Origin of the sequence: Rhodococcus spelaei, from assembly GCF_006704125.1 — a bacterium.
Taxonomy (GTDB): Bacteria; Actinomycetota; Actinomycetes; order Mycobacteriales; family Mycobacteriaceae; genus Rhodococcus_G; species Rhodococcus_G spelaei.
Genome location: NZ_VIGH01000009.1, coordinates 145808 through 164095, shown reverse-complemented (window position 1 = coordinate 164095; position 18288 = coordinate 145808). Strand labels below are relative to the sequence as shown.

The 18288-nt window shown below is 70.9% G+C and carries 15 protein-coding genes; 7 read left to right on the top strand and 8 right to left on the bottom strand.

Annotated features, from left to right (window positions below; all coding sequences use genetic code 11):
• The first annotated feature begins 180 nt into the window (after positions 1-180).
• The 3 genes from FK531_RS19325 to FK531_RS19315 all read left to right on the top strand — a co-directional run bounded on the left by FK531_RS19325 (position 181) and on the right by FK531_RS19315 (position 2831).
• Positions 181-1974 (top strand): acetyl/propionyl/methylcrotonyl-CoA carboxylase subunit alpha, encoded by a 1794-nt coding sequence (locus FK531_RS19325; RefSeq protein WP_142102260.1) that lies wholly within the window; start codon positions 181-183, stop codon positions 1972-1974.
• 93 nt (positions 1975-2067) lie between these two features.
• Positions 2068-2490 (top strand): DUF1707 SHOCT-like domain-containing protein, encoded by a 423-nt coding sequence (locus tag FK531_RS19320; RefSeq protein ID WP_142102259.1) that lies wholly within the window; start codon positions 2068-2070, stop codon positions 2488-2490.
• The gene (locus FK531_RS19315) at positions 2490-2831 is read left to right on the top strand and encodes a hypothetical protein (protein ID WP_142102257.1); all 342 of its coding nucleotides are present in this window, start codon (positions 2490-2492) and stop codon (positions 2829-2831) included. The genes FK531_RS19320 and FK531_RS19315 overlap by 1 nt, the downstream gene beginning before the upstream one ends.
• Here FK531_RS19315 and FK531_RS19310 read toward each other — a convergent pair.
• The 3 genes from FK531_RS19310 to FK531_RS19300 are packed head-to-tail and all read right to left on the bottom strand — an operon-like array spanning position 2818 to position 5503.
• Positions 2818-3630 (bottom strand): tyrosine-protein phosphatase, encoded by an 813-nt coding sequence (locus FK531_RS19310; protein ID WP_142102255.1) that lies wholly within the window; start codon positions 3628-3630, stop codon positions 2818-2820. The two genes, FK531_RS19315 and FK531_RS19310, sit on opposite strands and share 14 nt — an antisense overlap.
• Before the next feature lie 38 nt (positions 3631-3668).
• Positions 3669-5000, bottom strand: a complete 1332-nt coding sequence (gene lat / locus FK531_RS19305; protein ID WP_142102253.1) for an L-lysine 6-transaminase — start codon at positions 4998-5000, stop codon at positions 3669-3671.
• 56 nt (positions 5001-5056) lie between these two features.
• On the bottom strand, positions 5057-5503 hold the full coding sequence (locus FK531_RS19300) for an Lrp/AsnC family transcriptional regulator (RefSeq protein ID WP_142102251.1): 447 nt from the start codon (positions 5501-5503) through the stop codon (positions 5057-5059).
• A 52-nt stretch (positions 5504-5555) separates the two neighbouring features.
• On the opposite strand from FK531_RS19300, the gene amaB reads away from it, so the two are divergent.
• Positions 5556-7064, top strand: a complete 1509-nt coding sequence (gene amaB / locus FK531_RS19295) for an L-piperidine-6-carboxylate dehydrogenase (RefSeq protein WP_142102249.1) — start codon at positions 5556-5558, stop codon at positions 7062-7064.
• Positions 7065-7108: 44 nt separating this feature from the next.
• On the opposite strand, the gene FK531_RS19290 is transcribed toward amaB, so the two are convergent.
• From FK531_RS19290 to FK531_RS19280, 3 genes are read right to left on the bottom strand one after another with little or no spacing between them, the layout of a single operon-like run.
• Positions 7109-7945: an SDR family oxidoreductase gene (locus FK531_RS19290; protein ID WP_181763046.1), complete on the bottom strand. Its 837-nt coding sequence runs from the start codon at positions 7943-7945 to the stop codon at positions 7109-7111.
• Positions 7942-9405: a flavin-containing monooxygenase gene (locus FK531_RS19285; RefSeq protein ID WP_142102245.1), complete on the bottom strand. Its 1464-nt coding sequence runs from the start codon at positions 9403-9405 to the stop codon at positions 7942-7944. Before FK531_RS19285 ends, FK531_RS19290 begins: the two co-directional genes overlap by 4 nt.
• Positions 9402-10337: a patatin-like phospholipase family protein gene (locus FK531_RS19280; RefSeq protein ID WP_142102243.1), complete on the bottom strand. Its 936-nt coding sequence runs from the start codon at positions 10335-10337 to the stop codon at positions 9402-9404. The genes FK531_RS19285 and FK531_RS19280 overlap by 4 nt, the downstream gene beginning before the upstream one ends.
• 81 nt (positions 10338-10418) lie before the next feature.
• Between FK531_RS19280 and FK531_RS19275 the strand changes: the two genes are divergently transcribed.
• Positions 10419-11435 (top strand): acyl-CoA dehydrogenase family protein, encoded by a 1017-nt coding sequence (locus tag FK531_RS19275; protein ID WP_142102241.1) that lies wholly within the window; start codon positions 10419-10421, stop codon positions 11433-11435.
• A 1-nt stretch (position 11436) separates the two neighbouring features.
• Here the strand turns inward: FK531_RS19275 and FK531_RS19270 are convergent, their stop codons facing one another.
• A complete protein-coding gene (locus FK531_RS19270; RefSeq protein ID WP_142102239.1) occupies positions 11437-12273 on the bottom strand; it encodes an alpha/beta fold hydrolase in 837 nt (278 codons plus the stop codon).
• A 76-nt stretch (positions 12274-12349) separates the two neighbouring features.
• Here FK531_RS19270 and FK531_RS19265 point away from each other — a divergent pair, with 76 nt between their 5' ends.
• Complete coding sequence (locus tag FK531_RS19265) at positions 12350-16888, top strand: ATP-dependent helicase (protein WP_142102450.1); 4539 nt, start codon at positions 12350-12352, stop codon at positions 16886-16888.
• A 2-nt stretch (positions 16889-16890) separates the two neighbouring features.
• Entirely contained in the window at positions 16891-17688 is a 798-nt protein-coding gene (locus FK531_RS19260) for a DNA-formamidopyrimidine glycosylase family protein (RefSeq protein WP_142102237.1), read from the top strand.
• A 1-nt stretch (position 17689) separates the two neighbouring features.
• Here the strand turns inward: FK531_RS19260 and FK531_RS19255 are convergent, their stop codons facing one another.
• Positions 17690-18274, bottom strand: coding sequence for a TetR/AcrR family transcriptional regulator (locus tag FK531_RS19255; protein ID WP_142102235.1), 585 nt, complete (start codon positions 18272-18274; stop codon positions 17690-17692).
• Positions 18275-18288 lie beyond the last annotated feature (14 nt).

The following is an 18288-nucleotide window of genomic DNA, read 5'->3' as shown; positions in this document are numbered from 1 at the left end:
ACTACTGATCAGTAGGGTTTGCCGGGCGGGTGGCCTCCAAGGGGCTAATTCGCTAGCCGATTACATCGCGGTGTGAACCGGTGCATACACTCCGAAGCAATGCCCGAAAACAACCAGCCGGGTACGACCCCCGGCAGGGGATCCATCAGCGGCTACCCCTTGCGACCAACAGGAGGCTCAGTGCCCAGTCATGCCAGCGCGCACATCACCAAGGTGCTCGTCGCCAACCGCGGCGAGATCGCTGTGCGGGTGATCAGGGCCGCGAAGGACGCCGGTTACGGCAGCGTCGCCGTCTACGCCGAGCCGGACGCGGATGCGCAGTTCGTCAAGCTCGCCGACGAGGCGTTCGCCCTCGGCGGCCAGACCTCCGCCGAGTCGTACCTGGTCTTCGACAAGATCCTCGACGCGGCCAAGAAGTCCGGCGCCGACTCGATTCACCCCGGCTACGGCTTCCTTTCGGAGAACGCCGACTTCGCCCAGGCCGTCATCGACGCCGGGCTGATCTGGATCGGTCCCTCCCCGCAGTCGATCCGCGACCTCGGCGACAAGGTCACCGCCCGGCACATCGCCGAGCGTGCCAAGGCCCCGATGGCCGCAGGCACCAAGGACCCGGTCAAGAACGCCGACGAGGTCGTCGCGTTCGCGAAGGAGTACGGCGTCCCGGTCGCGATCAAGGCCGCCTTCGGTGGCGGTGGCCGCGGCATGAAGGTCGCCCACACCATCGAGGAGATCCCGGAGCTGTTCGAGTCCGCGACCCGCGAGGCGATCGCCGCGTTCGGTCGCGGTGAGTGCTTCGTCGAGCAGTACCTCGACAAGGCCCGCCACGTCGAGGCCCAGGTCATCGCCGACATGCACGGCAACGTCGTGGTCGCCGGCACCCGCGACTGCTCGCTGCAGCGCCGCTTCCAGAAGCTCGTCGAGGAGGCGCCCGCGCCGTTCCTGACCGACGACCAGCGCTCGCGCATCCACAACTCCGCCAAGGCCATCTGCCGTGAGGCGGGCTACTACGGCGCCGGCACTGTCGAGTACCTCGTCCAGGGCGACACCGTCTCGTTCCTCGAGGTCAACACCCGCCTGCAGGTCGAGCACCCGGTCACCGAGGAGACCGCGGGCATCGACCTGGTCCGCCAGCAGTTCCGCATCGCCAACGGCGAGGCGCTCGAGATCACCGAGGACCCCACCCCGCGCGGTCACTCGTTCGAGTTCCGTATCAACGGCGAGGACGCCGGCCGCGGCTTCCTGCCCGCGCCCGGCCCGATCAGCACCTACCGCGAACCGTCGGGCCCGGGCGTGCGCGTCGACTCCGGCGTCATCGAGGGCGACGTCATCGGCGGCCAGTTCGACTCGATGCTCGCCAAGCTGATCGTCACGGGCGAGAACCGCGAGCAGGCCCTGCAGCGCGCCTCCCGCGCCCTGGCCGAGTTCCACGTCGACGGACTGGCCACGGTCATCCCGTTCCACCGCCACATCGTCACCAACCCGGCGTTCGTCGGCGACGGCAACGGCTTCGAGGTCTACACCAAGTGGATCGAGAACGAGTGGGACAACACCATCGAGCCGTACGCGGGTGCCGGTGCCGCTCCCGACGAGGACGAGGCGCTGCCGCGTCAGTCCGTGGTCGTCGAGGTCGGCGGCCGTCGCGTCGAGGTCTCGCTGCCCGGTCAGTTCTCCCTCGGTAACGGCGGTGGCGCCGGCAACGGAGCCATCCGGAAGAAGCCGAAGTCGCGCAAGCGTGGCGGTGCGGGCGCGGGCGCCGCGTCCGGCGACGCCGTCACTGCGCCGATGCAGGGCACCGTCGTCAAGGTCGCCGTCGAGGAGGGCCAGGAGGTCGCCGAGGGCGACCTGATCGCCGTGCTCGAGGCCATGAAGATGGAGAACCCGGTCAACGCGCACAAGGCCGGCATCGTGACCGGTCTGGCCGTCGAGCCCGGCGCCGCCATCACCCAGGGCACCGTCCTCGCCGAGCTCAAGTAAGTTTCCGCAGTTCCCTTGCGCCCCCTGGCCGCTCACGCGGCCGGGGGGCGTTTGCGTGTGTGCGGTCGTGGTCCGCAGCACTAGGCTGTGGCCATGGCTGAACCCCCCGAGATCCGGATCGGCACCGCCGAGCGTGAGCAAGCCCTCGAACAGCTCGGCAAGCATTTCAGCGACGGCAGACTGACCGTCGCCGAGTTCGACGAACGCAGCGGCGCGATCACGGCCGCGACCACGCGTGGGGAGCTCGTACAGGTCTTCGCCGATCTGCCCGCCGAGCCCGGCACCCCCGCGACCGCCCCCGCGAAGGCGACGTCCGCGCCCGCCGAACGCGACTCCCCGCCGGACTGGGCCGGTCGGGTGATGGCCGTCGTCCCACTGATCGCGCTGGTGCTGTTCTTCGTCACCCACTCGTGGCTGTGGTTCCTCGCGGTGCCCATCGCCGGTGCGGTGCTCTACGGCGGCGACCGTGAGCGCCGCAAGCGCACCCGCAAGCGCGACCGTCGGGGCGGCGACTAGTGGAACCCGTCGAGGTCAACGCCGGCGCCTGGTACCTACGCGCACTGCGCGCAGACGACCGGGTCGACGACCGGCCCGCGCTCGCCGACGGCGGTGTCGACGACCCGGACTACGTCGCCACCCGGACCGCGCAGTGGGCCACCGACGAGCACTACTCGTGGGCGGTGTGCCAACCGAACACCGGCGAACTGCTCGCCGAGGTCGCGCTCACCCCGACCGGTACGAGCGCCACCCTGACCGGGTGGGCGCGCCCGGGGCACGAGTCCGCCCTTGCCGCCGCACGCGAGGCGATCACCCGCTTCGCCGAGGGAGCCCTGGACCTGACGGTCAGTCCCGGCTGAGCAGCCTCTCCTGCAAGGCCCGCAGGTCGCCGGCGTCGAGCTCGAGTCCCTTCGACAGGTAGGTCTCGACGTCGCCGAAGTCGGTGCGCACCTGGTCGAGCGCGGCCTCGAGGTAGGCGCGGCGCACGCCGAGGATCGGCAGCAGGATGTCCGGGTTGCCGCCCGCGGCGCGGAACTTGTCGAAGACCGGGGTGAACGACGGCAGCAACTGCTCGTTGGTCAGCAGGTACTCGGTGAAGACCGTGTCCTCGTCGACACCCAGGAAGAGCAGCAGCGCGGCGACCGCCCAACCGGTGCGGTCCTTGCCGGTGGTGCAGTGGATCAGTACCGGGGTGTCGTCGTGGCGGGCGAGGTCGGTGAACAGGGCCCGGTACGAGGCGACCGCCGAGGGCAGCGAGACGAATTCGCGGTAGCTCCCGAGCAGGTGTTCGTTGGTGTCCCCGGTGCCGAGGAGCTGCTCGGCGAGCGCAGGATCGGTCAGGATCTTCTGCATCATCGCGGGCGCGGCGGACGGGTCGCGATCGGCCAGCACGTCGAGCGGGACCTCCTTGGCGCCGGTCGGCGCGCGGTCCGGGAGCATCTCGCGTTCGGCGACCGTCCGGAGGTCGAAGACCGTGGTGATGCCGAGCGCGTCGAGGGCCGCGACGTCCTCGTCGACAACCCGGCCGAGGTCGGTGGACCGGTAGACCAGCCCCGTGCGGACCCGGGATCCGTCGGCGGTGCGGTAGCCGCCCGCGTCGCGCAGGTTGGGCACGGAGGAAATGGGGATGCTGGCGCCGACCGCGGGCGAGTTGCTCATGTCCTGCACGGTAATCCACCGCGCACGGTTCGCGACGGTCAGCCCGACAGCGCCCGGTCGAGCGCGTTGACCGCCGCATCGAGTTCAGTGGCGGTGACGGTCAGCGGGGGACGGAATCGAAGTCCCCGCTCCCCCGTCCCGAGCATGAGCACGTGCTCGTCCTCGCGGAGCCGCGTGAGTACCGCGTCCCGGCGCCCGGCCGAGTCCAGCGTCACCGCGCACATCAGCCCGCGACCGCGGGGATCGGTGACGCACGGGTGTCGCGCGGCGAGGGCGGCAAGCCCGGCCAGGAGCTGGGATCCGAGCAGCCGCGCCCGGTCGATCAGCCGGTCCCGCTCGATCACCTCGAGGATCCGCCGGGCCCGCACCATGTCGGTGAGGTTGCCGCCCCAGGTCGAGTTGATCCGCGAACTCACCCGAAAAACGTTGTCCGGCACCTCGTCCACCCGCCCGCCCGCCATGATCCCGCAGACCTGGGCCTTCTTGCCGAACGCGACCACGTCCGGTTCGAGGCCGAGTTGCTGGTACGCCCAGGCGGTTCCGGTCATACCGACCCCGGTCTGCACCTCGTCGAGGACGAACAGCGCGTCGTACTCCCGGCACAGTGCGGCCATCGCCCGCAGGAACTCCGGTCGGAAGTGGTTGTCGCCGCCCTCGCCCTGGATCGGTTCGGCGATGAAACAGGCGATGTCGTCCGGGTTCTCGTCGAACGCCCGGCGCGCCTGGGTCAGTGCCCGGGCTTCGTCCACGACCACGTCGTGGCCGGCCGCGATGAACGGCGCGTCGATCCGCGGCCAGTCGAACGTGGGGAACCGGGCGACCTTGATCGGCTCGGTGTTCGTCAGCGACATCGTGTAGCCGCTGCGGCCGTGGAAGGCGTGGGTCAGGTGCAGCACCCTCGTCCCGAGCGCGGGGTCGCGCCCGTGCGCCTCGTTGTGCCTGCTCTTCCAGTCGAACGCGACCTTGAGCGCGTTCTCGACTGCCAGTGCGCCGCCGTCGACGAGGAAGAGGTGCGGCAGTCGCGGGTCGCCGAGCACCCGTTCGAACGTCCGCACGAACCGCGCCATCGGCACGGTGTAGACGTCCGAGTTGCTGGGCTTGTTGAGCGCGACCTCGGCCAGTTCGGCCAGGAAACCTGGATCACCGGCCAGGTCGGGGTGGTTCATACCGAGCGCGGAGGAGGCGAAGAAGCCGAACATGTCCAGGTACTCGGTGCCGTCCCGCAGGTCGACCAGGCACCGGCCGCGGGAGTTCTCGAGGTCGAGGACCAGGTCGAATCCGTCGACGAGCATGTTCGCCGACAACACGCCGAGCACCTGCTCGGCGCCCAGGTCCGCACCGTCGTCGCGGCGACCGATCGCGCCACTCATACGTTCAGGTTATGTCAAACATCCTGAACTTGGCACGCCAAACAGTAAATTTGCCACTATTGGACGTCACGGTCGTAAAATGTTTGCAGAACGATGGTGCTGCGCGTTCTCACGTTCGCGGTCGTCCGGATCTGCTGCAGCAGTTGCTCCAGCTCGCGCGGCGACGCCACCCGCACCACCAGCATGTAGCTCTCCTCTCCCGCGACCGAGTGGCACGATCGGATTGCCGGAATGTGTGCGAGCCGGGCCGGGGCGTCGTCCGGGCTCGACGGATCGAACGGGGTGATCGCGACAAATGCCGACAACTCCTCACCCAACGCCGCCGGGTCGACCCGAGCGGTGTACCCCCGGATCACCCCGCGCGTCTCGAGCCGGCGCACCCGCGTCTGGACCGCGGAGACCGACAGTCCGGCCTTCTGCGCCAGCGTCGCCAACGTCGCACGACCGTCGTCGACCAGTTCACGCACGAGCAGCGTGTCGACCTCGTCCAATGGCTCCGACATGGGGGCAGGCTAACCCAGCCGGCCCCGACCATGCGCTCGAGAGGACTCTCCGATGACCAGCAGCCTTCGCGCCCGAGCCGAACAGGCGCTGCGCGCGTGCGGCGCCGCCGACGACCATCCCGCCGCCGACGGGGAACTGATCGCCCGGACCCCGCTCGACGGATCCGTCCTGTGCAGGCTGAACCCCAGCAATCCGGAGCAGGTCTCCGACGCGATCGACCAAGCGCACCAGGCGTTCTCGCGGTGGCGCACGGTGCCCGCGCCGCAGCGCGGTGTGTTGGTCCGCCGGCTCGGTGAACTGCTGACCGAGCACAAGGCCGACCTCGCGGACCTGGTCACCCTCGAGGCGGGGAAGGTCACCTCCGAGGCGCTCGGCGAGGTGCAGGAGATGATCGACATCTGCGAGTTCGCGGTCGGGCTGTCCCGGCAGCTGTACGGCCGCACGATGGCCTCCGAGCGCCCCGGTCACCGGCTGATGGAGACCTGGCACCCGCTCGGCGTGGTCGGCGTGATCTCCGCATTCAACTTCCCCGTCGCCGTGTGGTCCTGGAACACCGCCCTCGCCCTGGTCTGCGGGGACACCGTGGTGTGGAAGCCGTCCGAACTGACGCCGCTGACGGCGATCGCGTGTGACGCGTTGCTGCGCAGGGCCGCTCGCGATGTCGGTGCACCGGACGGCGTGCACCGCCTGGTGCTCGGACCCGGACCGGTCGGCGAACAGCTGGTCGACGACCCCCGCGTCGCGCTGGTCAGCGCGACCGGATCGGTGCGCATGGGCCGGACTGTGGGGCCGCGCGTCGCGGCACGGTTCGGTCGGTGCCTGCTGGAGTTGGGCGGAAACAATGCCGCGGTGGTGGCACCGACGGCAGACCTCGACCTGGCCGTGCGCGCCGTCGTGTTCTCCGCAGCCGGGACCGCCGGCCAGCGGTGCACGAGCCTGCGCCGACTGATCGTGCACGCCTCGATCGTCGACACCGTGGTCGACCGGCTCGCCGACGCGTACCGACAGCTGCGGGTCGGGGACCCCACCGAGGACGGCGTGCTGGTCGGCCCGCTGATCCGCGAACAGTCCTGGGCGGCGATGGCGTCCGCGCTGGAGCGGGCCCGCGCCGACGGCGGGACTGTGGTGTGTGGCGGCGAGCGGCTCGACCGAGCCGGGGTGTACGTCACGCCGGCGCTGGTCCGGATGCCGGCACAGACCGAGGTGGTGCGGGAGGAGACGTTCGCGCCCGTCCTCTACGTGCTCGGCTACGACACCCTCGACGAGGCGATAGCGCTGCACAACGACGTGCCCCAGGGACTCTCCTCGGCCGTGTTCACCCTCGACCAGCGCGAGGCCGAGCGGTTCCTGGCGGCGGACGGTTCCGACTGCGGCATCGCCAACGTGAACATCGGCACCTCCGGGGCGGAGATCGGCGGCGCGTTCGGGGGCGAGAAGGAGACCGGCGGCGGTCGCGAGTCGGGATCCGATTCGTGGAAGGCCTACATGCGGCGCGCCACCAACACCGTCAACTACTCCGACCAGCTGCCCCTCGCCCAGGGTGTGAAGTTCGGGGGCTGACGCGCCCTGTGAGTCCTTCTGGTCCCGGTGGGGGCCAGAAGGACTCACAGGCGGCGGAGCCGCTCGTCGTAGTCGGCACGCGCCGTCGTGTCCACCGAGTCGACGGCGCGGTTGCCGCCGACGAGCTTGCGAATCAAGGTGAGGAGCGGTTCCGGCGCGACGGCAAGGCCGAGGTCGAGCGCGGCGAGGTAACCGGGGACCGGGGTCTGCGCGCGACGGGTGCGGCAGGTCCGGACCACGGCCGCCGCGATGTCCTCGGGGTCCACGGTCGGCAGTCCCTTGCCGAGGGGAAGCCCGGAGGTGAGCGTGGTGCGCACCGCACTGGGCAGCACGGTGGACACACTCACGCCGTGTTCGGCGAACTCGAGCCTGGCGGTCGACGAGAGCCCGACGGCGGCGAACTTGCTCGCGTTGTAGACGGCCAGACCGGGGATGGCGATCTTGCCCGCGAGCGAGGCGACGTTGACGATGTGGCCGCGGCGCCGTTCGATCATCGCCGGCGCCACCGCACGCATGCCGTGAATCAGTCCCCATACGTTCACGTCGATCGTGGCCTCGCCGATCTCGTCCGACTCGTCGAGGAACGGCGCGACCGGCATCACCCCGGCGTTGCCGACCAGCACGTCGATCGGGCCGAGGTCTGCGACCACCGCCGCCACGCACTCGTCCCAGGACGCCCGGGTGCGCACGTCCAGCGTGTACGGCCTTGCCGCCGAACCGATCCCGCCGGCGACGTCGTCGGCCGCGGCGCGATCGAGGTCTGCGCAGGCAACCTTCGCCCCGCGTGCGGCCATCGCCACTGCGGTCGCCCGACCGATGCCGCGGCCGGCCCCGGTGACGAGCACGACTGCGTTTCTCAGTTCGATTCCCGGGTAGCTCACAGTTTCTCCATCTCGTAGGCGCGCTCGTCGAATTCGTCGAGCCGGGCTTGCATCCGTGCGGTGGACCACGGCCAGTTGAAGCTGTTGCGTCCGTTGACGTCCAGGAAGTAGCTCTGGCATCCACCGGCGTTGTAGACGGTGGTGGCCAACGCCTGCTGCACCTCGGCGTTGAAGGCCGCCTGCACCTCAGGCCGGGTCTCCATCCGGGTCCAGTTGCCGTCCCTGGCCGCGGCGATCGCCTTCGCCAGGTAGCCCAGTTGCGCCTCGAGGATCATGAACGCCGAGGTGTGGCCGGTGCCGAGCGCCGGACCCAGCAGCACATAGGCATTGGGGAAGCCGGCGATCGTGGTGCCGAGGTAGGCCTGCGGGCTGCCCTTCCAGTGCTCGTCGAGGCTACGACCCTCGCCGTCGAAGATCTTGCCGCCGATCGGCATGTCGAGGATGTGGAAGCCGGTGCCGAGGATGATCGCGTCGACCTCCCGCTCGGCGCCGTCGGCCCCGATCACGGTGTTGCCCCGGACGGACGCGACCGCGTTGGCGTGCACCTCGACGTTGGGCCGGGTCAGCGCCGGGTAATAGGTGTTCGACAGCAGCAGACGCTTGCAGCCGAGGGTGTAGTCGGGGGTGAGCGCTCGACGCAACTCGGGGTCGCGGACCTGGGCGCGCAACTGCGCCTTGCCGATCTGCTGCACGATCCGCAGGATCCACGGGTGCCGGAACCCGAGCCCGAGTGCCTCCATGATCGAGTACTCGATCGCGCGCAGTGCGCGGTGGGCGCCGGGTATCCGGCGCATCACCCAGCGTTCGGCCTCGGGCACGTGGTGGTCCGGCTTCGGTAGCACCCATTGGGCCGTGCGCTGGTAGAGGTGCAGCTCCCCCACGCTCGGCGCGATCGCGGGCACGAACTGCGCCGCGGAGGCGCCGGTGCCGACCACAGCCACGCGCTTACCGGTGAGGTCGTAGTCGTGATCCCAGCGCGAGGAGTGGAAGACCTTGCCACCGAAGGTGTCCAGGCCGGGGATCGACGGCACGAGCGGCTCGTTCCAGGGTCCGACGGCCGCGACCACGGAGTTCGCGGTAAACGTGCCCTTCGTGGTCTGCAGCTGCCAGCGGTGGGCCGACTCGTCCCAGTCCGCGCGGACCAGCTCGGTACCGAAACGCACGTGCGGGCCGACCCCGTGGTCGGCGGCGGTCCGGTCGATGTAGCGGCGGATCTCGTCCTGACCAGCGAACAGCCGGGTCCACTCCGGATTCGGCGCGAACGAGAACGAGTACAGGCCGGACGGGACGTCGCAGGCGCACCCGGGATAGTCGTTGTCGCGCCAGGTTCCGCCGAGCGAGTCGCCCTTCTCGAGAATCGCGAAGTCGGTGATCCCCATCCGCCGCAAGGTGATCGCGGCACCGATGCCGGAGATGCCCGCGCCTACGACGACGACCTCGAAGTGTTCCGTCTGTGTCATGCCAGTACCTTCCGTGTGGTGCGCAGGGAGGACTCGAGCGTCGCGAGCCGGCGCCGGTCGTCCATGAAGTTCGGGCCCATCACGGCCAGGTCCTCGGCGGTGGCGTCGAGCCGGATGACCCGGGTACCCGCCGCCGCGACCGCGGCGATCTCCGCGTCCAGGCCGGCACTCATCCAGCCGCGCAGGATCAGTCGTTCCGCGCGGGCGGTGCCGCGGGCGGGCACCGCCCTGGTGGAGGCCATCGGCGCGAGGACCACGAGCTCATCGAGTTCGAGTGGGGCGACCAGGTCGGCCGAGGCGGTCGACGCGGCTCCACCGTCCACGTACCGGCGGCCGCCGATCCGCACCGGTGGCATCCAACCGGGGATTGCCCAGGACGCGCGCAACGCCTGCGAGAGCGTCGCTTCCGGCGCGCCGGGTGAACCGAATGCGACGCGGTCTCCGGTCGCGTAGTCCATCGCGACCAGCCAGGTCGCCGGGTGCGGTACCCAGGTCCGTCCGGGGTTGAGTCCGGTCGCGAGCCGATCCAGCCAGGACGCGTCACCGCCGCCAGGCGGTAGCAGTCCGCTCAGGGCGGTGACGGTTCCGACCTCGCGCCGGACACCGCGCCGCACCAACGGGAGTGAGCCGAGCCCGATCCGCGGCAGTGGCGGGAACCGGCCGGGTGCGTCGGCGACGTGCGTCTGCAGCGCCGGCCGAGTGACCTGCTCCCCCAATTGCATCGCCAGCATGTCGTCGACGCCGACGCCGCTGCCGAGCATGGTCACCAGTTCGGCACCCGCCGACGTGCCGACCAGCACGTCGGCTTCGCGTGGATCCCAGTCCAGTTCGTCGCGGACCGCCGCGAGCGCGGCGACGGTCCAGGCCGCACCCAGCGTGCCGCCGCAGCCGATCACCAAGCCCCGGCGAAGATGTCTGTCACCCGAAGTCATAGGAACTGAACCTAGCCGATCCCCGCCCGCCACAGGGCTGAAATCACGGGCGTTCGGGCTCCCCGCGCCTACGCTTGTTCCGTGACCGTCTGGCCCGCGCTCGCCCGCGACATCGCCGAGGACGTGCTGTTCCCGGCCGCGGGCAGCGTCGACGCCGACGGTGAGATCCCGGTGAGCCACTTCGAGGCGCTGGCCGAGGCGGGCTTCTACGGGCTGGCCGCGCCACCGGAGATGGGCGGTCCCACACTCGGACTCGACGACCTGGTCGCCGTCGTCGAGACACTCTGCGGCGGCTGCCTGGCCACCGGCTTCACCTGGATGCAGCATCACGGTGTCGTCGCCGGACTCGCCGGCAGCCCGAATCAGGCGCTGCGCGAACGGTACTGGGACGATCTGCTCGCCGGCTCGGTCCGCGCCGGCGTCGCGTTCGCCGGAGCGATCCCGCAGCCGCCACTGCTGTACGCGCGCCGGGTGGAGGGTGGTTACGTCCTCGACGGGGTCGCGCCCTTCGTCACCGGCTGGGGCATCGTCGACGTCCTGCAACTGAGCGCCCGCGACGAGTTCGACGACTCGATCGTGCACGCGGTGGTCGATGCCACCGCGGCCGGCGGGGTGTCGGTCGAGGACCTTCCGCTGATCGCGGCCCGCGGCAGCAACACCGTCCGGATGCGCTTCGACGGCTACGAGGTGCCCGACGACCGCGTCGCGAACGTGGTGTCTCCAGATCAGTTCCGGGCCGGACAGACCTTCGGGTCGTGGTTCAACGGATGCATGGCGACCGGCGTGACGCGGCGTTGCCTGACCGAGCTCGCCGAGACGGGTTGCGACACGACCAGGTTGGCGGACGAGACGTCGGGGGTGCGCGCGAACCTCGACGCCGCGCTGTCAGGTCGCGGCGACCTCTTCACCGCGCGGGCCCAAGCATCCGAGCTCGCGCTGCGGTCGGCGGCCGCCCTGGTCACGGCCACCGGCAGTGCCGCGTCGCTGGGCGGCAGCACCGCGGAACGGCTCGTCCGTGAGGCGACGCTGACCCTGGTCGCGGCGTCACGACCGCAGATCCGGGCGGCCTTGCTGGACCGACTCGGCGGCGGTGCCTGAGCTACCTGACGTGCCCCCGCGACTTACCGGCGACCACCTCGCCGACGTGCTCGCGGATCGTGTCCGCCACCAGTTGCGGGTCCTCCAGCATCGGTACGTGCCCGACACCCGGCAACACGGTGCGTCGCGCCCACGACGGCAACTCGTCCAGGAACCGGCGAGCGTACCGGTCGACGGGCAGCAGCACGTCGTGCTCGCACAGCACCAGCCGGGTCGGCGCCTGCACCGCACCGAGTCCGCGAATTCCGCCGTCGCGCAGTCCCATCCACTCGGTCGGGAGGTAGGCACTGCAGTGGGTGGCGGCCCGCACGACGGTCCGGAAGTCACGTTCGGACACTGCGTCGACGTCGCGGCTGAGCAGGCGCAGTGACTGCCTGCGCACCAGCGGGATCCGGGTCGCCGGGTCGCCGAGCACCCGGCCGAGGCCGATCAGTGGCGCCAATCCCAGGAAGATCGCGCCCAGCCGAAGTTCGTCCCAGGACGGGTTCGCCCAACCACCCGCCGGCGCGATCGCGGTCACCGACCTCGCGCGCCCGCGTCGTTCGAGTTCGAAGGCCAACCACCCGCCGAGCGAGTTCCCGACCACGTGGCAGGTTTCCCATCCGACGCCGTCGAGGACCCGTTCCAGCCCGTCCGCGTAGGCCGCGACACTCACCTCCCTCGCACGGATCCGTTCGCCGCACCAATGGCCGGGCATCGACGCCGCGAGGACGTCGTGGTCGGCGGAGAGCAGGTCCGCGGTCGCATGCCAGACGTGGTGAGAGAGGGCGAAGGGGTGGATCAGCAGCACCGGTTCGCCGCTGCCCACCCTCCGGTACGGAGTCTCGCTCCTGTCCATTCCCCCACGGTAGGACGCCGAACACCCAGAATCGGGCTTTTGCACCCTTCCCGCCGTGTCGGTGTCGCGGGGCAGTATGGACACCATGGACACGGTGCTCGGCAGGTTCTCCGCCCCCACCCGGGAGTGGTTCACCGGCGCCTTCCCCGCGCCGACCCCCGCCCAGCTGGGGGCCTGGGAGGCCATCGCGGACGGCTCGCACGCCCTGGTCGTCGCCCCGACCGGGTCCGGCAAGACCCTCTCCGCTTTCCTGTGGGCGCTCGACCAGCTGGCCACCCGACCGCACGACGAGAAGCGTCCGCCGGGCACCACGGTGCTCTACATCTCGCCACTCAAGGCCCTGGCCGTGGACGTCGAGCGCAACCTGCGCGCCCCGCTGGTCGGAATCACCCAGACCGCGAAGCGACTGGGTCTGACCCCGCCGGACATCACCGTCGGCGTCCGCTCCGGGGACACGACGCTGGCGGACCGCCGCGCCCTGGTCCGCACCCCTCCGGACATCCTCATCACCACTCCCGAGTCGCTGTTCCTGATGCTCACCTCTGCTGCCCGCGAGTCCCTCGCCACGGTGCGCACCGTGATCGTGGACGAGGTGCACGCCGTCGCCGCTACCAAACGGGGCGCGCACCTGGCGCTCTCACTCGAACGCCTCGACATGCTGCTCGAGCGGCCGGCTCAGCGGATCGGGCTCTCGGCCACCGTCCGGCCGCACGAGGAGGTCGCCCGCTTCCTCGCCGGCTCCGCGCCGGTGCACATCGTCTGTCCGCCCGTGCCGAAGACCTTCGACCTGACCGTGCGGGTGCCGGTCGAGGACATGACCGAACTCGGGGTTACGACACCGGACGAAGATTCCAGTTCACCTGCGCCGCAACAGGGATCGATCTGGCCGCACGTCGAGGAACAGATCGTCGACCTGGTCCTCGAGCACTCGTCGTCGATCGTGTTCGCCAACTCCCGACGACTGGCCGAGCGGCTCACCGCCCGACTGAACGAGGTGTACGCCGAGCGGCTCGGCGCTCCCGTCGACACCGTCCACAAGCCCGCTTCCCAGATCGGCACACCCACCGAAGTCGCGCACGGCGCCGATCCCCTGCTCGCACGCGCCCACCACGGGTCGGTGAGCAAGGACCAACGCGCGATCATCGAGGACGACCTCAAGTCGGGCCGGCTGCGCTGCGTGGTCGCGACCAGCAGCCTCGAACTGGGCATCGACATGGGCGCGGTGGACCTTGTCGTACAGGTCGAGGCGCCACCCTCGGTGGCCAGCGGACTGCAGCGGGTCGGCCGGGCCGGGCACCAGGTCGGCGAGATCTCCCGCGGCGTGCTGTTCCCCAAGCACCGCACCGATCTGATCCACTGCGCTGTCACCGTGGAACGGATGACGGCGGGCAAGATCGAAGCCCTCGCGGTACCCGCCAACCCGCTCGACATCCTCGCCCAGCACACCGTCGCCGCCTGCGCCCTCGACCCGCTCGATGCGGCGGCCTGGTTCGAGGCGGTCCGCCGTACCGGCAGCTTTGCAGCCCTGCCGCGGTCGGCCTTCGACGCGACCCTCGACCTGCTCGCAGGGCGCTACCCGTCCGACGAGTTTGCCGAGCTGCGCCCACGGCTCGTGTGGGACCGCGATGCGGACGTGCTCACCGGAAGGCCCGGCGCGCAGCGGCTGGCGGTGACCTCGGGCGGCGCCATCCCCGATCGCGGTCTGTTCACCGTGTACATGGTGGGCGAGAAAGCTTCGCGCGTGGGCGAACTCGACGAGGAGATGGTCTACGAGTCACGGGTCGGCGACGTCTTCGCGCTCGGCGCGACCAGTTGGCGGATCGAGGAGATCACCCACGACCGGGTACTCGTGTCCCCCGCGTACGGACTGCCCGGACGGCTGCCGTTCTGGCACGGGGACGGTCTCGGCCGGCCCGCCGAACTCGGCGCCGCGCTCGGCGAGTTCCTGCGCGAGATGTCCCTCGGCGAGGCCACACAGCTGCGCACCCGCCTTGCCGGACAGGGGCTCGACGCCAACGCGACGCAGAACCTGCTCGCGCTCGTCGAGGAACAGGCCGCGGCGACCGGCCAGGTGCCCACCGACCGCACCCTGATGCTGGAGCGGTTCCGCGACGAACTCGGCGACTGGCGGCTGGTGCTGCATTCGCCGTACGGACTGCCCGTGCACGCTCCGTGGGCACTGGCGGTCGGCGCCAGGTTGCAGGAGCGGTACGGGATCGACTCGGCGCCAACGGCATCCGACGACGGCATCATCGTCCGACTGCCCGACACCGAGGACGCCGCGCCCGGCGTGGACCTGTTCGTCTTCGAAGCCGGTGAGATCGAGGACATCGTCACCGAACAGGTCGGGCACTCGGCGCTGTTCGCCTCCCGGTTCCGCGAGTGCGCCGCCCGCGCGCTGCTGCTGCCGCGACGCAACCCGGGCAGACGGGCCCCGCTGTGGCAGCAGCGGCAGCGGTCGGCGCAGCTGCTCGACGTGGCCCGCAAGTTCCCGACCTTCCCGATCCTGCTCGAGACGGTACGCGAATGCCTGCAGGACGTGTATGACCTGCCCTCCCTGACAAGGCTGTTCGAGCGGATCGGCCGCAAGCAGGTCCGGCTGGTCGAGGTCGACACCGCGGCACCGTCGCCGTTCGCCGGGGCGCTGCTGTTCGACTACGTCGGGGCGTTCATGTACGAGGGCGACAGCCCGCTCGCCGAACGCCGCGCAGCCGCACTGTCCCTCGACTCGGCCCTCCTCGCCGAACTGCTCGGCCGGGTGGAGTTGCGCGAACTGCTCGACACCGACGTCATCGACCTCACCGAACGTGAACTCCAGCGCCTCGTGCCCGACCGCAAGGCGAAGGACGCCGAGGGCGTCGCCGACTTGTTGCGACTGCTCGGGCCGCTGACCGACGAGGAGGTCGCGGCGCGGTCTCTCGCCGACCCGCGAGAGTGGTTGGCACAGCTCGAAGCCCACAAGCGCGCCATGCGGGTCGCCTATGCGGGCAACCGGTGGTGGGTGGCCATCGAGGACGCCAGCCGGATGCGCGACGCGCTCGGCGTGCCGCTGCCGATCGGGACCCCCGCCGCGTTCATCGAGCCGGCCCTGGACCCGCTCGGCGACCTGATCGGCCGGTACGCGCGCAGTCACGGCCCGTTCGCGCTCGCCGACGCCGCCGCGCGGTTCGGCCTCGGCACCTCCGTGGTCCGGGACGTGCTGCGGCGCCTCGCCGTCGACAAGCGGGTGGTCGAGGGCGAGTTCCGGCCCGCCGAGTCCGGTACCGAATGGTGTGACGCCGAGGTCCTGCGCCGGCTACGACGCCGCTCCCTGGCCGCCGCCCGCCGGGATGTCGAGCCCGTCGAGCCGGCGGCCCTCGGCCGGTTCCTGCCGGACTGGCAGCACGTGGGCGGCGGTCTGCGCGGCATCGACGGCGTGGCCGCGGTGATCGAACAGCTTGCGGGCGTCCCGATTCCGGCCTCAGCCTGGGAGTCGATGGTGCTGCGGTCGCGGGTGCGCGACTACCAGCCGGCGATGCTCGACGAGCTCACCACCACCGGTGAGGTGCTGTGGTCGGGAGCGGGTCGGATATCGGGCAGCGACGGCTGGGTGTGCCTGCACCCGGCCGACGCGGCGCCGGTGACATTGGCGCCGCCGGACGCCACGCAGCTGTCCGAAGAGGGTCACGCCATCCTCGAGGTGCTCGGGTCAGGCGGCGCATTCTTCTTCCGGAACCTGTCCGACCGGATCGGGTCCACCGACGACGAGTCCCTCGTCGCCTCGCTGTGGGAGCTGGTGTGGTCGGGTCACCTGACGGGCGACTCGTTCGCCCCGCTGCGCGCGCTGCTGTCGGGCACCACCCGGTCCACACCCAGCCATCGCACGCCCCGCCGCGCTCCCCGGGCCCGGCCGTACCGCGCGCTCGCGCGGCCTGCCCTGCCCAGCCGGACCGGCCCGCCGTCGGTCGGCGGACGCTGGTCGATCCTGCCGGAACTCGAGGCCGACCCGACCGTCCGGGCGCATGCGCGAGCGGACGTACTGCTCGACCGGTACGGGGTGCTGACGCGCGGCTCTGTGGTGGCCGAGTCCGTGCCCGGCGGCTTCGCGCTGATGTACAAGGTGCTGCGCGGATTCGAGGACAGCGGCCGGTGCCGACGCGGCTATTTCGTGAACACGCTTGGCGCCGCACAGTTCTCGACCTCCGATGTGGTGGACCGACTGCGCGGCTACGGTGACGGATCGGAAACCGACCGCAACCCCGGTGCCGTTGCGCTTGCCGCGACCGATCCCGCGAATCCGTACGGTGCCGCCCTGCCGTGGCCCTCGCTGGACGGCGGCCACCGGCCGGGGCGTAAGGCCGGGGCGGTGGTGGTCCTCGTCGGCGGCGAACTGGTGCTGTACGTCGAACGCGGCGGCAAGACCATGCTCACCTTCACCGAGGACGACGCGGCGCTGCGCTCGGCTGCCGGCGCCCTGGTGAACCTGGTCGACGGCGGCGGTGCCGACAAGATCGTGGTCGAGAAGGTCGACGGCGAGTCCGTGCACGGCAGTGCCCTCTCGCCCGTGCTGGTGGAGGCGGGCTTCGCGGCGACCCCGCGCGGACTCCGGAAACGAGCCTCGTATGCGCGGAGCTGACCGTGCCCGAAGGTGACACCGTCTGGCGGACCGCCGGGTTGCTGCGCGACGCACTGGTCGGGGCGCCACTGACGGTGTGCGACATACGCGTTCCGCGCTACGCGACGGTGGACCTGACGCCGGCCCCGGTGGACGAGGTAGTCAGCCACGGCAAGCACCTGCTCATCCGGATCGGCGACCGCACGGTGCACACCCACCTGAAGATGGAGGGCGTGTGGCAGGTGTACCGGCCGGGATCGCGGTGGCGCCGGCCTGTCTGGCAGGCCCGCATCCTGCTCGGGACCGAGCGACATCTGGCCGTCGGCTTCGAACTCGGGGCCGTGGAGGTGCTCGCGCGTGAGCAGGAGCACCTGGCGGTCGGGCATCTCGGGCCCGACCCGCTCGGCCCCGACTGGGATCCGGTGCTCGCGGCCGCGAACCTCGCCGCCGCCCCCGACCGCCCGGTCGGACTGGCACTGCTCGACCAGCGGGTGATGGCGGGTATCGGCAACGAGTACCGCAGCGAGGTGTGCTTCCTGCGGGGCGTGCACCCGGCGACGCCGGTCTCGGCGGCCGGGGACCCGCTCGCCTGGGCGGGCCTCGCGCATCGGCTCCTGGACGCGAACCGCGATCGCGTCGTCCGCGTCACCACCGGCGACCGTCGGCGCGGGCGCACCACCTGGGTGTACGGCCGCGCCGGGCGGCCGTGCCTGCGCTGCGGCACCCTGGTCGAATCGGGCGCACTCGGCGACGGCACCACCGACGTAACGCGGCAGATCTTCTGGTGCCCGGGTTGTCAGCCCTTCAGGCCATCGAGCTGAGCTACCGGCGGCTCGCGCGGTCGAGCAGATCCAGGCAGTGCCGGACCAGTCGTTCCCGCGTGACCGCGACGGTGCCGTCGAGGTAGCCGATGAAAAGGCTCGTGAGCGCGCCGACGAGACCGAGGGCGCGCAGCGCCCGCTCGTCCGGGTCGTCGAGGACGCCGAGCTGATCCTGCACCAGCGCAACGAAACTCGGCGCCAGCTCGAGTCCTCGGCCACCGAGCGCCGGCTCGCGCAGCGGCGCCAGCAGCAGCACCCGCCCCACCGCTGGATGGTCGAGGACCAGTTCCACGAACGCACGGACCGCGAGTTCCGCGGTCGCGGTGGGTCCGTCGGCGTCCGAGACGGCGGCGACGAGTGCCGCCCGGGCACGCTCACCGACCTCGGCGTACACCGCTCGCACGAAGGTGTCCCGGTCGGTGAAGCTCTCGTAGAAGTAGCGTTCGGTGATCCCCGCCGCCCGGCAGGCCGCGCGCACACTGACCGTCGTACCGGACTCGGCCCCGAGCAGGTCCACCCCGACCTCGAGCAGGCGCGTCCGACGTTGGACGCGGCGCTGGTCGAGGTCGGGGCGGTCGATGCTCATCGCATCGGATTCTA

What these genes read in the sequence shown, in the direction of transcription:
- FK531_RS19300 (WP_142102251.1), bottom strand. Translation starts at nt 5,503, where the DNA reads ATGTCGGAGCCATTGGACGAGGTCGACACGCTGCTCGTGCGTGAACTG.
- FK531_RS19265 (WP_142102450.1), top strand. Translation starts at nt 12,350, where the DNA reads ATGGACACCATGGACACGGTGCTCGGCAGGTTCTCCGCCCCCACCCGG.
- FK531_RS19255 (WP_142102235.1), bottom strand. Translation starts at nt 18,274, where the DNA reads ATGAGCATCGACCGCCCCGACCTCGACCAGCGCCGCGTCCAACGTCGG.
- FK531_RS19270 (WP_142102239.1), bottom strand. Translation starts at nt 12,273, where the DNA reads ATGGACAGGAGCGAGACTCCGTACCGGAGGGTGGGCAGCGGCGAACCG.
- FK531_RS19320 (WP_142102259.1), top strand. Translation starts at nt 2,068, where the DNA reads ATGGCTGAACCCCCCGAGATCCGGATCGGCACCGCCGAGCGTGAGCAA.
- FK531_RS19285 (WP_142102245.1), bottom strand. Translation starts at nt 9,405, where the DNA reads ATGACACAGACGGAACACTTCGAGGTCGTCGTCGTAGGCGCGGGCATC.
- FK531_RS19280 (WP_142102243.1), bottom strand. Translation starts at nt 10,337, where the DNA reads ATGACTTCGGGTGACAGACATCTTCGCCGGGGCTTGGTGATCGGCTGC.
- FK531_RS19310 (WP_142102255.1), bottom strand. Translation starts at nt 3,630, where the DNA reads ATGAGCAACTCGCCCGCGGTCGGCGCCAGCATCCCCATTTCCTCCGTG.
- lat (WP_142102253.1), bottom strand. Translation starts at nt 5,000, where the DNA reads ATGAGTGGCGCGATCGGTCGCCGCGACGACGGTGCGGACCTGGGCGCC.
- amaB (WP_142102249.1), top strand. Translation starts at nt 5,556, where the DNA reads ATGACCAGCAGCCTTCGCGCCCGAGCCGAACAGGCGCTGCGCGCGTGC.